The organism is Acinetobacter sp. CIP 51.11, assembly GCF_000369665.1.
Classification (GTDB): domain Bacteria; phylum Pseudomonadota; class Gammaproteobacteria; order Pseudomonadales; family Moraxellaceae; genus Acinetobacter; species Acinetobacter lwoffii_S.
The window spans coordinates 831826-846659 of record NZ_KB850129.1 but is presented as its reverse complement, the minus strand read 5'-3'; the positions used below and the strand labels follow the sequence as shown (position 1 = coordinate 846659).

The window sequence follows — 14834 nt, the reverse complement described above, 5'->3', positions numbered from 1 at the left end:
ATCGAGAGGGTTTTTAATTAACGATTACAGATTAAGAAATCGAATCATCCAAATTCGGCGCTAACCAACGTTTCGCTTCATCTAATGTCCAACCTTTACGCTTCGCATAATCTTCTAACTGATCGCCAGAGATTTTACCTACGTTAAAGTATTCAGTTTCTGGGTTTGCATAGTAGAAACCGCTGACAGATGAAGGTGGCCACATTGCAAAACTTGTCGTTAAGTACGTACCAATCTTATCGGTGGTACCTAACCAGTCAAACAATGGCGCTTTTTCAGAATGTTCAGGACAAGCAGGGTAGCCCGGTGCAGGACGAATGCCGACATATTTCTCTTTGATCAAATCATCATTTGATAAAACTTCGTCTGCTTGATAGCCCCAGAACTCTTTACGGATACGTTGATGCAAATGCTCAGCAAATGCTTCGGCAAAACGGTCACCCAAGGCCTGAACCATAATCGCGTTATAATCATCACCTTTGGCTTTGTATTCTTGCGAAAGTTCTTCCGCACCAAAGATCGAAACTGTAAAGCCGCCCAAGTAATCCTGAGCTACATCTTTTGGTGCAATAAAGTCAGCTAAAGAGTAATTGGCTTTACCTGTGACTTTGTCAGACTGCTGACGTAAGTGTTCGAAACTGTGAGTTACATTGCCTGTTTCATTCACAACAGCAACTGTATCTGCTGCTACACGGTTTGCAGGATAAATACTAAACGTCGCACGCGCATCGAAACGTTTATTCTCGATGATGTCTTTCAGCATGGCTTGAGCTTGTTCATACAAGTCACGCGCCGCTTCACCCACCACTTCATCTTCAAGGATTTTCGGGAATTTACCCGCCAGGCTCCATGAAATAAAGAACGGTGTCCAGTCAAAATATTCCACCAAAGCTTCAAGCGGATAATTTGTGAAAGTTTCAGATCCAATGAAGTTTGGTTTAACCGGTGCATTCTTGTCGAAATCGATCTTGAAGCCGTTTTCGACTGACTCTTGATAAGACAATTTCGCCGCTTTCGGTTGCTTGTTGGCAAGACGAGTACGAATTTTTTCATAATCCGCTGCATAGTCAGCCAAAAGTTTTGGTTTCATTTCAGGAGAAAGCAATTGTGTTGCTACACCCACGGCACGTGAAGCATCTGCGGTGTAAAGCACGCCATCATTATGATATTGCGGTGAGATTTTCACTGCGGTATGCGCTTTAGAAGTCGTCGCACCACCAATCATTAACGGAATGTTAAAGCCTTTGCGCTGCATTTCTTTGGCAACAAAGACCATTTCATCCAGAGACGGCGTGATCAGACCAGACAAACCGATGATATCGACTTTTTCATCAATCGCAGTTTGTAGAATTTTCTCACATGGCACCATCACGCCCAGATCTACGATGTCATAACCATTACAGCCTAATACTACGCCAACGATGTTTTTACCGATGTCGTGTACGTCGCCTTTCACCGTAGCCAGCAGGATTTTACCTTTTGCTTCAGCTTGGGTTTTCTCGGCCTCAATGAACGGGTTCAACCACGCCACAGCCTGTTTCATCACACGCGCAGATTTCACCACTTGCGGCAAGAACATTTTACCGGCACCGAACAGGTCGCCGACCACGTTCATACCCGCCATCAATGGACCTTCGATCACATCGAGTGGGCGTGTAGAGTTTAAACGTGCTTCTTCGGTATCTTGGTCGATATAAGTCGTGATGCCTTTTACCAACGCATATTCAAGACGTTTTTCAACAGACTCATTACGCCATTCCAGATTTTCTTCGGCTTTTTGCGTACCACTTTGACCACGGTATTTTTCAGCAACAGCAAGCAGTTTTTCGGTTGCTTCCTGACCACTTTCACCCTGGTTCTGGTTTAATACAACATCTTCAACCGCTTCTTTCAATTCTTTATCGATGTCATCGTAAATCGCCATCTGACCGGCATTTACAATACCCATAGTCATGCCTTGCTGAATAGCATGGTACAGGAACACCGAGTGAATCGCTTCACGCACCGGTTCGTTACCACGGAACGAGAACGATACGTTGGATACACCACCAGAAATCATCGCATTTGGCAGGTTCTGTTTAATCCAGCCAGTCGCTTCAATAAAGTCCACACCATAGTTGTTGTGTTCTTCAATACCGGTCGCAATCGCAAAGACGTTCGGGTCAAAGATGATATCTTCAGACGGGAAGCCTACTTCATTCACAAGAACATCATATGAACGCTTACAGATTTCTTTTTTACGCGCAGCTGTATCGGCCTGACCATCTTCATCAAATGCCATCACGATGACCGCGGCACCATATTGACGGCAGAGGCGGGCACGTTCGACAAACTCGTCATGACCTTCTTTCAGGGAAATCGAGTTCACCACGGCTTTACCTTGCACACATTTCAGGCCCGCTTCGATAATCTCCCATTTAGAAGAATCCAGCATGATTGGCACACGTGAAATATCCGGCTCAGAAGCAATCAGATTCAGGAAATGCACCATCGCACCTTGCGAATCGAGCATGCCTTCATCCATGTTGATGTCGATGATCTGCGCACCGGCTTCAACCTGTTGACGGGCAACATCAAGTGCTTCGGCGAAGTTTTCTTCACGAATCAGACGCAGGAATTTTTTCGAACCGGTGACGTTGGTACGTTCACCGACGTTCACAAACAGTGAATCTTTGGTGATGTTAAATGGTTCTAAACCGCTTAAACGGCAAGCCGGTTCGATTTCAGGAATTTGACGAGGGGTAATGCCTGCAACAGCATTTGCAATCGCGCGGATATGATCCGGCGTAGTACCACAGCAACCACCGGTAATATTAATTAAACCGCTTTCTGCAAATTCTTTAATAAATGCGGCAGTTTCTTCCGGCGTTTCATCATATCCACCGAAGGCATTTGGCAAGCCAGCGTTTGGATGCGCTGAAACAAAGGTATCAGCAACGTCAGACACGGTTTTCACGTGTGGACGCATCGCATCTGCACCCAGCGCACAGTTAAAGCCGATAGATAATGGCTCTGCATGGCGCATTGAGTTCCAGAAGGCTTCAGCAGTTTGACCAGTCAATGTACGACCTGATGCATCCGTGATCGTACCTGAAATCATGATTGGCAGTTCATAGCCCAATTCTTTAAAGACTTCTTTTACTGCAAAGATTGCGGCCTTGGCATTCAAGGTATCGAACACGGTTTCGATCAGGATGATGTCTGCACCACCTTCGATCAAGGCTTTGGTTGATTCGATATAGTCAACTTTTAAAGCATCAAAAGTGATGTTACGGAACGCCGGGTCATTTACGTTTGGAGAAATAGAAGTGGTACGCGATGTCGGACCAATCACACCTGCCACAAAGCGTGGTTTTTCAGGCGTTGAATATTTGGCACAGGCTTCTTTGGCCAGACGCGCTGCTTCACGGTTAATTTCAGGAACCAGATCTTCCATGTGGTAATCCGACATTGAAACACGGGTACCGTTAAAGGTATTGGTTTCAATAATATCGGCGCCAGCTTCCAAGTAAGCTTCATGAATGCCTTGAATGATTTGTGGTTGAGTCAGCACCAGCAAATCATTATTGCCTTTGAGATCATAGGCCCAGTCAGCAAAACGCTCACCACGATAATCGGCTTCTTCCAGTTTATGGCGCTGGATCATGGTACCCATCGCACCATCGATAATTAAAATTCTTTTGGCAAGAAGTTCTTTTAAAGTGGTAAGTGTAGACATTCAAACTTTCTCAGCAGAAATCAAAAAAAACGACGTTAATCTTAGCAGATTAGTTGGCTGATTTCTGCTGAGATTGCTCAGAATGATGGATAAGCATGATATGAAAATTTGATAAGTCATCTAGAAAAACAACAAGTTTTAACATCCGGATCAGAAAATAATGCAATCTCGAATCTGATTCGATGCCTTACAGACAAGAAACAGGATCAGAAAATTAAGCTGATGCTTTCATTCATGAAATTGTCATATTGATGGCTTATGCTGTGCAAATGAAACTTTTGCTCTGCTTGATGACAGGTAGGGCATGAATCGTTTTGGTAGCAAAATATGTGCGGTTGCTAAGCTTATATAAGCTGGAATCCTCTCTTAAGTAATTGATTTATAAAATAAAAATCTGGTGTTTTAGTCGGAATTAAACAGGACGAATAGCAGCAAGAAAATCCAAATAATTGCTTCATATGACAGCAGTTTGTCATATAATTGTCACAATTTAACTGAACAATATGGGGATTCTTGAATCCTCTATTCCTGCTTGCATGAATCCTAATCAAACTCCCGTAGATTCAGCACACGGGTCGGCTTCCCAAAAGTCGACCAATGTTCATGTGCCAACACCGAAATTCTTTATGCCGGTGTTCCTGACTCTTATTATCACTACGCTGATTTATATCGGCTTCCAGTTGTCTGCAGATTTAGCGCATGTACCGGCCTTGGGCTTGTATTCAGTTATTTTGTTAGCGACGGCACTTTTTATTGCGTTGAGCTTTGAGTTCGTCAATGGCTTTCACGATACCGCCAATGCTGTGGCCACAGTCATTTATACCAATGCACTTTCAGCTCCTGTCGCAGTGATGTGGGCCGGCTTCTGTAATTTCCTTGGGGTTATGGTCGCCAGTGGTGCGGTCGCTTACGGCATTATTGCGTTATTGCCGGTCGAGCTGATCATGAATGTCGGCTCCGGAGCAGGCTTTGCCATGGTCTTTGCCATGCTGATCGCAGCAATTCTCTGGAATCTGGGAACCTGGTTTCTCGGTATTCCGGCATCCAGTTCACATACCCTGATCGGTTCGATTCTGGGTGTTGGCATCATGAACTATATTCTGAATGCCGGTACTGGCGCTTCAGGTATAGACATGGAGCAAGTCATGAAAGTCGGTAAGGCGCTATTATTCTCGCCTTTAATCGGTTTTGCATTTGCTGCAATTGTGTTCCTGCTGGTGAAAAAAATCTTCAAGCGTCAACTGGAATTGTTCCAGCCACCTGAAGGTAACAAGCCACCGCCACCATTGATTCGTGCCATGCTGATCTTTACCTGTACTGGGGTGAGTTTTGCCCATGGTTCAAATGACGGTCAAAAAGGTATGGGCCTGATCATGCTGATTCTGATCGGCTGTGTACCGTTGGCGTACTCGCTGAACAAGAATCTGGATGCACAACATATTCAATCTTTTGGTCAGTTATCTGCACAAACAGCGGATGTGATCTATCCAAATCATCAGGATATTCCGGATGAACAAGCTCGTGATGTGATCACCAAGTACATTCAGACCAAGGAAATTACCCCTGAAGTCGTGCCTGCATTGGCAAGCTTGACGGATCATCTGGGTGAGAAAGTCGGTAGCTATACCAGCATTAAGGATGTTCCTGAAGCTCAAGTATCTGAATTCCGTAATGACATGTATCTGAGCACTACAGCATTTAAACGTCTGGATAAAGCAGAAGCTTTACCGGCAATGAGTGCTGCACAGGAAAAAACAGTAGATGAATACCGCGACAATCTGGATTCATTCCTGCAATACATTCCGACCTGGGTGAAAGTGGCGACAGCCTTGGCGCTTGGTCTGGGTACGATGGTCGGCTGGAAGCGTATTGTCGTGACTGTCGGGGAGCGTATTGGTAAACAGCATATGACTTATGGTCAGGGTATGTCTGCCGAACTTGTTGCGATGTCAACCATTGCGGCAGCAGATGGCTTTGGTATGCCGGTATCAACCACCCATGTATTGAACTCTGCAGTAGCAGGTACCATGGTGGCGAACAAGTCAGGTTTGAATTTCCAGATGGTGAAAACAATTCTGTCTGCCTGGGTCTTTACTTTACCAGCAACGATCTGTCTGTCAGGCGGTTTGTATTGGGTACTGTTAAAAGTGTTCTAAGTTATTTAGACATAAAAAAAGCTGCTCTAGAGCAGCTTTTTTTATGGGTGGAAGAAAAATTAAGGATGTAAAAGAGGAATCTAAATTACGATTAAGGCGACAGGGATGTCGCCGTTAGGCTGTGATATAGGGACATATCATCAGCTTAACAAAAGATTTTTGTTACTTTTGATCTTTCAAAAGTAAAGAAAAAAAGAAGCTATAAAATAGATCAACTTAAATCTGCCCAAAGCACATTCATAAGAATTTGAATGATTGAAAGCCTAAATTAACCTCTCCCTAACCCTCTCCTAGAAGGAGAGGGAACGCCCATTTTCAATTAAAGTTCTCTCTGCTTTAGGGATGAGCAGCACTGCTACGCAACGAGGGGAGAACTTTAAAAATAACGATTACCTTTCTTATGGAAAAATTGGATGAAGATAATAAAAAAATTACTTCTTCAACTTACTCAATAATCCTTTTGGCAACTTCTCTGTCGCAAAACCATATAGTGCAGCAAAAGGTAGTGCGGTACGTGCCAGATAGGCCACTCGCCACAAACCACCATGATTCGCGCCATGCATCATTAATTCAAGCGGATGGTTCAGCTTCACTTCAGGATTGGCCACCGATTCTGGATTGCGCAGATCATGAATCCATAGTGCCGCCATAATCGCATTGGTGGTTTCAGGCGCGAAAGCTTCAACATCAAACAGGCTGGCACCGTTGAATGCGGCTTTTAATAGTGGATTCTTGGTCACAGAATAGGTCGTAGTCGAAGGCGCAATATTGATACTGACACGCTGACCTTGAGCACGCGCCAAGGTAGCACGCCATTGCTGGATACGTTTTGCCAGTGCATAGTTCGGGCCTTGTTCTACTACCAGACAGTCACAGATACCATATGCCTGATCACCAGACTGAATCAGTTCATGCGCATTTTTCTGGAAAAAGTGTTTGCGGCTTAAAGCTGAAACCCCTTTAGAAAGGATCGTCTGTACCTTAGAGCGTTCAGTATATTTTACTTTAGAGGCTTCGATCACTTCACTCGGAACCGCATAAACATCGGTCGGCGTACACATGTACATCAGGCTGGTATTGGCTTTTTGCTGGCTGACATGCTGCATGATGGCATCCATCGCCATGGAGACGCGGACATGCTTTTCACCATCCAGATAGGCAATTGCAGCCAGATCCAGATCCTGTTCGAATTGTAATAACCATTTGGCAATTTCAGGAATCTGGGTCAGCAAATTCGCCCCCAGTTTTTCTTTTAAAATATCAAGTGAAGTATTAGCAGACAGGTCTTCGGTACAAGGTGCATATAGCGTGGCATTGCCTTGGTTGATGGTATCAACAATCTTGCCCCATACCCGGGTATTCGGCAGATCAATCGCTACAATGTTGGCTTTCCATTTCGCCAGCCAGGTCAAAGGACCGGCTTCAGATGCTGCACCAAACAGCACCGTGGTTCGATCGGAAAGATCAAACCATTCAGGATGCACCACACATTCACGTAGGGTATTGGCATGACTGGTTTCCACGATGCCTTGGCTTTCCCAGCGTTCAATCTGCTCCAGTAAGGCATCACCTTGCAGCTTTTGACCCTGGTAAGGCACATACCATTCTGGTGGCGATTTGCTATGACCTGTCAGCTTGAATGTATGCAACTGACCTGCGGGTAGAGTTAAAGCATCTTGCAATACATACTTTTGACCATCACGGTAAAATTCAAAAGTCTGATGTGCCTTTGCCAATCCATCTTCGGCAATTTTCAAGCTAGCTTCAGGAGAACTCAGTCCCTGTTCGACCAGTTGCTTAAAATGTACTGTGTAGTGTTTGCGCCAGTTTTTTTCTGATTGTGCCTGTTGAGAACTGCGTGAATCGACATTGGCTAGCGCTGCCGCGATGATTGCGCGCCCTGCTTTAGAGCTACTTGGTTTTTGTTGCTGAGACTGAAGAGGAAATTGAAGACCGTCTGGTGTAGTGGACATGCAAAATATCTCGAGAATGACAGTAATTAATATACAGATGTATATATTATCGCTGCAAAATTCAGTCCAAGATTGGCATTAAGTGACATCATCACTTTCTAATATATTACGAGATGTTTCAAACTAATAAGGGAGCAGCAGCTCTCTTATTCGTTTTCAGCAGAAATATGAGGCTTAACTCATATGTAGCTTTATTCCTTCAGTATTTAAAAAACTGATTAAAACGGAACCTGCATCAGTTTATTCAGGAAATGCGGAATCAGGCGTGGCTCCAGAATAATCGTCATGACTACCCCGTAAGCCGCTCCCCATAAATGCGCGCTGTGATTAATATTGCTATTGCCTTTTTTGCCTGACCAGATGCTATAGGCTACGTACAGCACAGCAAAAATAATGGCAGGAACCGGAATGAAGAACACAAAGATCAACTTCCAAGGTTCAAACAGAATATAGGCAAACAGCACAGCCGACACTGCACCGGAAGCACCTAAACTGGCCCAGCGCGCATCATTTTTATGCTTTAGGTAACTTGGCAGAATGGCTGCGATCAGACCACCAAGGTAAAACAGGATAAAACCCAGGTCATACAGATATTGACGATAAAAGCTTTCAATCACGCTGCCAAAAAAGAACAGGGTAATCATGTTGAACAACAGATGTGCACCATCCGCATGGATAAAGCCATGCGTAATAAAGCGGTCGTATTGTCCACGTTGCAGTGCCGGCGGCCAGAAAATCAGGCGATTCATCACCGTCTCTTTGGAGAAAGCAATAAATGACACAATACAGGTGATCAGAATAATGGTCACGGTATGATTAAAAGGTAAATCAAGCATATAAATGATTCTAATGGTGCCTATTTGCCAATTATCATGCCATTAAAATTAAGCTAAAGTTGTACTTTTATAATAAATCCGACAATTTTAGTTGATTTTTAAAAATTACCCCGCATCTTCAGTTAAAATGGCCGCTTGAGCTTGAGGAAATTATTGTTATGTCGACTGAGAACAGCAGCACTCCAGTTGTTGGTGAAATTCCCAACTTATTGATTACACCAACAGCACAAGAGTATTTAAAGGATCTACTGGATAAACAGAACACCCCGGGTATTGGTGTGCGTGTTTTTGTAGAGCATCCGGGTACTCCTCGCGCTGAATGTTGCATGGCCTATAGTGCACCTGATGAAGTTGTACCGACAGATTATAAGCAGGAATATCCTGATTTCCCTGCTTTTATCGACTCGCCATCTATTCCTTATTTACTCGATGCCGTGATTGACTACAACAAAGACCGTTTTGGTGGTCAGTTGACCTTCCGTGCGCCGAACTCTAAAGTGCCACGCGTGGGGCCAGATGCATCGGTAGAAGAGCGTATTACCTATGTCTTGCAGTCTGAAATTAACCCGGGCCTGGCAGGTCATGGTGGTAACTGTGCACTGGTTGAAGTCAAAGAAGACCCTGAAAAAGGTTTAACTGCTGTACTTAAATTTGGTGGTGGTTGCCAGGGCTGTTCAGCGATTGATATCACCTTGAAACAAGGTGTTGAAACCACATTAAAACAACATGTACCAGAGTTAATGCATGTCGTTGATGAAACGGATCATAGTCAGTCTGAAGGTGCGTATATGAAATAAGCTGTTCTATATAACAGTTTATTTATCGCATTTTAAAAAACCTCGAAATTTCGAGGTTTTTTTATATCTGGCTTAAAAACAAGTGATTGTTAATGATAATAATTATCAATATTAATTGCATTCAATTGAAAAGATGTTACACTTCGCAACCGAATAAACATGATCTCTTCATAAATATTGGGGCGCACAAGGTATGAATAAGCCATTCTTAAAAACAACTTTAGCTTTTGCCGTATTCACAGCAATGACTGTTTCAGTACAAGCACAAGATCAAGTTACTGAAGAAAAAGAAGGCGTATTGCAATCTGAGACGACCAAGTTACAAACGATTGTGGTGACTGCGAGTGGGCAGGCAGTGGATGTTAAATCTGCGCCAGCTTCAATTAGTGTCATTACTGCCGAAGAAATTCAAAAACAACCTGTTTCAAGCTTGGCAGATATTTTAAAACGTGTACCTGGGGTAACAGGGGGGCTTAGTTCAAATGGTGCTGGCTCAAAAATTCAATTACGTGGCATGCCTGAAAATTACACACTTATCTTAATTGATGGAAAACGTGTAGGTTCATCCAGAGATACCAACTATCGTGCAAACTTGGGTCATCAAGATCTAAACTGGGTTAGACCAGAAATGATTGAACGCATTGAGGTCGTACGTGGGCCAATGTCTTCTTTATATGGTTCTGATGCGATGGGTGGAGTGATCAATATCATTACCAAAAAAATCCCTTCAGAATGGGGAGGGTCTTTTACCTTAAACCATACCGTGCCGACTACATCTTCTGATTTGGGCCGAACGATCCAATCAGGACTAGTCGGATATGGCCCTTTAACCGATACACTCGGTATGCGTGCTACAGTCGGGATCACTGAACAGGAAGCGGATCAAGGCTATCAAATTTCTGATCGTAATATTCCTGGAATGGCGGGAAGTAAGGCAACAGGCCAATCGGGTAGCCGTGATCAAAATGCGAATTTAAAGTTTGATTATACGCCGAATGATATTCATAGCCTGTCTTTAGAACTGGGCTATGGGTTGCAGCAAGACAACCCGTCTACCACATCACAGGTGGTAGATGGCCAAGAACAGGCCGTATTATCTTGGGGCCCGTCAGAGTTAGAACATCGTTCAATTTCTTTGTCACATGATGCCAAGTGGGCTTTTGGTGATTCAAAAATTACTGCTTACTATAATGATTATGATCAAAGTCAGGTGACAGAGACAGGGCCGACCACACAAAAATCCAAGGAAAGCATTGTAGAGGGTAATCTCAATATTCCGTTTCAGTTAGGTGTTGAGCATATCGCTACAGTGGGAGGCCAATGGAAATCAGAAGAGTTGATCAATACACGTAATATTGGGCTTTCTATTCCAAGTTATGATGGACATGAATATGGTTCAGAGCTAGAAGGAGATACTTGGGCGCTGTTTATTGAAGATAAAATTATTTTTAATGATCAAGTGCATTTAACACTGGGGAACCGTTTTGATCATCACGATAAATTTGGTACACATAATAGTCCTCGTGCTTATCTGGTGCTGCAACCAAATGAAGCATTGACCGTCAAAGGCGGTGTTGCTCAGGGCTTTAGAGCACCTTCATTAAAAGAGAATACTGCAGGTGCCGCGACTCGTTCAGGGGGGAATGGATGTACATCACTTAAGCCTTTGGGTTATGTGTCGGGCGGATGTTATATGGCTGGTAATGCAAACTTGCAGCCTGAAGAAAGTACTAACTATGAAATTGGATTTAATTTTGCTCAAAATGACTTTGATCTCGGTTTAACCTATTTTCACACAGATTTTAAAAATAAAATTGAATATCGTGCTTTAGGCGAAATTAATGGTGTGTGGTGGACACAATATCAAAATGCTGAAAAAGCGCGTGTACGAGGCTTGGAAGCAAGTGTGGTCTTACCACTTTTAGATAGTTTGAGCTGGAAAACCAATGCAACCTATTATTTTGATTCAAAAAATTTAGTGACAGGCAAAAATCTCTCAACGATTCCAGAGTTGTCAGTTTATAGTGCACTCAACTGGACACCCACTGATCCACTTTCCTTGGAACTTGCAGCACAATATACCGGTGAGCAATATACAGCAAGTGCTGAAGATACAGTGGTGATGCAAAAGCCACATACCGTATTTAATCTGTCTGCAAATTATGAAGTGAATGATCAAGTCACTGTTCGAGCCGGATTAAATAATTTATTTGATAAAAAACTGTCAAATGCTTCAAATGATTATTATCTGGATCGTCAGGAAGTATTTGCCGGATTAACCTATAATTTCTAATCTAAGCAGATAAAAAAGCCGCTATAAAGCGGCTTTTTTATTTAAATTTTAAGGATTTTTAAAGTATCTGCATGGTAATAAAATTGTTCCAGATATTTGCGTGCACGTTCACGTAAATGACCCTGTGAAACCATCTGCTGGATTACCGGACTGAGCAGTTGCTGCAATTCATTCTGAATTAGCGCTTCATCAATATTCAAATCACGTAATAATTGATCAAAAGTATGTTCCTGATTGCGGACATACCAGGTATGAATTCCGTCATGCACTTGCTGCTGCAGATAGTCTGTCTGGCGTATGTGATCCCAGATGTCATGACCTAAGCCGACCGTCTGATTCAGGTCCTGCAGCTCAATATAATTCTTCAAGACCGATACTGGCATGTCTTTGATTTTATGCCAGAGATTAGCCTGAAAATGATAGAGTTTCTCATCGTCAAAATGCTGATTCAGAACATGCTCACTCATCTGGCTGAGCTTCAAAATGTTTTTTTGCAGATAACGCGCAATGGTGCTATCGAGGTTAGTGTCGGTGACATTTTCCAAAACGGATTTGCCCATTTTCATAAAACGGGAAACCCCGGGCACGCTTTTGGCAATCATGGAGTTATCCAGATAATCCTGAATGGAATGCTGGATCAATTGCGTAATCATGGCGGAAAAAGCCGGATTATTTACCACCGTTTTAATCAGGCGCTGACGATGACCACTTTTACTTGCCACATACTGGGCGATTTTATCGACGGTCAGCACCGGAATCACATCGGCAGTCGTGGTGGAATCATTGGCCGGATGCACCAGGGCAAAACGAATATGCTCAGCAATCTGTTCGATCAGAAAACTGCTGGCAGCAGTACCGAGAATCTGTTTTTGCAAAAGCTGATTGATCAGTTCGCAGCTCCACAGCTCTTTTAGCGTCTGTTTGCGCAACCACAAATAAAACGCATGAAACTCGCTTTGAATCGTTTCAGATTGAGAAAATGCCTGATCGAGAAAATCAAGTTGAGCATCGATCAACTGCTCAATCATCGGGTGTTTCTGCATAGCATCTCTGAAACTTAATTTAAAGGAATGAGTTTATCAGCAAGCGGGTTTTTTAGGGTCTGCGTCTTGGCCAGAAAAGGCAAATAATGTTGTGCGACCTGTTTTTCTGCTTCCAGAATCGGCATATGCCCGACATTGTTTAAAATTACCGGTTTTTCGGCACGTTTCAGCAGGGCATGCAGTTCTTTAACTACTTCGACATTAATGATCCGATCCTGTCTGCCCCATAAAATCAAGGTGGGTGCTTCTACCGTACGGGTCAGGCGGGCAAAGGTTTCCGGTGTATAAATCCGGTTTAGCATCACCACCTGATCAATCGATTTGCTGGTTTGTTCAGCGCGTGAAATCAGCAGTTTTTCCTGCGCATGCCGCAACTGATAAGGAATCACCGGTGGGTTCTGCATCAGCTGTTTGGAAACATCTTGAAGATCACCAGGTTTGCTGACGATCAGGTCTTTCAAGGCCTGTGGGTCTTTGGTATAGGGCGTATTGCCCATTTTATACAGGCCCGCACTATTGATCAGAAACAGGCTTTGCGTATCAAAAGGGTATTGCGAGGCATAAACCGTGGCAATCGAGCCGCCTAAGGAATGTCCGGCAATATGTAAATTCTCGTCCACATTTAAGGTTTCAATAAATAGACGTAGCTGGGAAGTCACATTGGGTACAGAAACATCAAAATTGTCCGGAACTTTGGTGTCGCCGTTGCTCGGCAAATCTGGAATAATGACATGATAATAGGGCGTCAGAAACTGGGCAACCCGGTTCCAGTTGTCGCGCGTGCCGGCCAGACCATGAATCAGTAGAATGGATGGTTTGTTCTTGGCGCCGCCTTCGCTATAGCTCCAGGTGACCTCGCCAATTTTGAGGGTCTTGGATTTGAGACCGGCAAGGCTGCGTTCCTGCAACAGATGCTGCTGCAAGACTTTGGCAGATGTTTCATTTTTCTGGCTAAACAGTATTTGAGCATGTGTCAGGCCCGGTAATGCCATGCTTAAGGCAACCACGGCTGAACAAATCATTTTCGAGCGCAATTTTATTATTTTCTTCATTGGCCATTCCCCAAAACAAACCCAGTGAGCAAATTGCTCAATTAAAATACTTCCATGTTATAAATTTGCAATTTTCATTCAAATAAAAACATTATTCTTCATTCTATTTTAAATCAATCTTTGCGCTTGTCACCCATTAGTTTTTTGCTAGATTACATTAAATGACTGGAAAATGTGATGTATTGCGCATAAATTCCCTGCAGAAATGAAATTAGATAAATGCTAAAAATTTAATCAGCTAAGATTTTTTGCAAGTGACATTCAAAAAAACTGGCAGTAAGATATTGCAACTAAAACCATCGGTGATAGAAAAGAATGCTCACAGCTCAAGAAGCTTTAGAACGTCTTAGACAGGGTAACCAACGTTTTGTCAGTGGCGATACCACGCATCCAAAACAACTTAGCCACCAACAGCGCGCAGAAATGGCAGAGGATCAGAATCCGTTTGCGATTGTCTTGGGATGTTCAGATTCGCGCGTTCCAGCCGAAATGGTTTTTGATCAGGGTCTCGGCGATCTTTTTGTGATTCGTGTTGCAGGTAATATTGTTGCACCCTCACAGGTCGGCAGTGTTGAATTTGCCGCGGCACGTTATGATTGCGCGATTGTGGTGGTGTTAGGTCACAGTCACTGTGGTGCGATTAAAGCGACTATTGATACCTTGATGTGTCCAGATTGCCCGCCATCGGCAAACCTGATGTCGATTGTGAACCGCGTACGTCCTTCAGTTGAAACTTTAATGCAAACTGAACTGAAAAATGACTTGGCAAAATTGTCCAAGCATGCAGTACGTTCCAACGTATTTGCTTCGGTGAATCAGTTGCGTCACGGTTCAGCCGTTCTGGAAAACCTGATTGGACAAGGAAAACTAAAAGTCGTGGGTGCTGAATATTCACTGGAAACTGGTGAAGTGACATTCTTCGATTTTTAATCACGATTCATCTAATTACATTCTAAAATAAGTTAA

At 43.4% G+C, this 14834-nt stretch carries 9 protein-coding genes; 4 read left to right on the top strand and 5 right to left on the bottom strand.

The features are described 5' to 3' along the window. Window positions 1–31: 31 nt before the first annotated feature. On the bottom strand, window positions 32–3718 hold the full coding sequence (gene metH / locus F894_RS07805; protein WP_005246986.1) for a methionine synthase: 3687 nt from the start codon (window positions 3716–3718) through the stop codon (window positions 32–34). A gap of 536 nt (window positions 3719–4254) precedes the next feature. Here metH and F894_RS07800 point away from each other — a divergent pair. Beyond that, window positions 4255–5874 carry an inorganic phosphate transporter gene (locus F894_RS07800; RefSeq protein WP_034438234.1) on the top strand — a complete coding sequence of 540 codons (1620 nt, stop codon included), beginning with the start codon at window positions 4255–4257 and terminating at the stop codon, window positions 5872–5874. Between the two features lie 431 nt (window positions 5875–6305). Here F894_RS07800 and F894_RS07795 read toward each other — a convergent pair whose 3' ends face one another. Continuing rightward, window positions 6306–7847, bottom strand: a complete 1542-nt coding sequence (locus F894_RS07795) for a hypothetical protein (protein ID WP_005246984.1) — start codon at window positions 7845–7847, stop codon at window positions 6306–6308. 218 nt (window positions 7848–8065) lie between these two features. Continuing rightward, entirely contained in the window at window positions 8066–8683 is a 618-nt protein-coding gene (locus F894_RS07790) for a rhomboid family intramembrane serine protease (protein WP_004646259.1), read from the bottom strand. 158 nt (window positions 8684–8841) lie between these two features. On the opposite strand from F894_RS07790, the gene nfuA reads away from it, so the two are divergent. After that, complete coding sequence (nfuA, locus tag F894_RS07785) at window positions 8842–9480, top strand: Fe-S biogenesis protein NfuA (protein WP_004279400.1); 639 nt, start codon at window positions 8842–8844, stop codon at window positions 9478–9480. A 193-nt stretch (window positions 9481–9673) separates the two neighbouring features. Next, window positions 9674–11773 carry a TonB-dependent receptor domain-containing protein gene (locus tag F894_RS07780; protein WP_005246982.1) on the top strand — a complete coding sequence of 700 codons (2100 nt, stop codon included), beginning with the start codon at window positions 9674–9676 and terminating at the stop codon, window positions 11771–11773. A gap of 41 nt (window positions 11774–11814) precedes the next feature. Here the strand turns inward: F894_RS07780 and F894_RS07775 are convergent, their stop codons facing one another. Together F894_RS07775 and F894_RS07770 are read right to left on the bottom strand one after the other, a co-directional pair. After that, window positions 11815–12816, bottom strand: a complete 1002-nt coding sequence (locus tag F894_RS07775) for a hypothetical protein (protein ID WP_005246981.1) — start codon at window positions 12814–12816, stop codon at window positions 11815–11817. Window positions 12817–12830: 14 nt separating this feature from the next. Then, window positions 12831–13868 carry an alpha/beta fold hydrolase gene (locus tag F894_RS07770; RefSeq protein ID WP_005246980.1) on the bottom strand — a complete coding sequence of 346 codons (1038 nt, stop codon included), beginning with the start codon at window positions 13866–13868 and terminating at the stop codon, window positions 12831–12833. Window positions 13869–14183: 315 nt separating this feature from the next. Between F894_RS07770 and F894_RS07765 the strand changes: the two genes are divergently transcribed. Continuing rightward, a complete protein-coding gene (locus F894_RS07765; protein ID WP_004646264.1) occupies window positions 14184–14798 on the top strand; it encodes a carbonic anhydrase in 615 nt (204 codons plus the stop codon). Window positions 14799–14834: the final 36 nt, after the last annotated feature.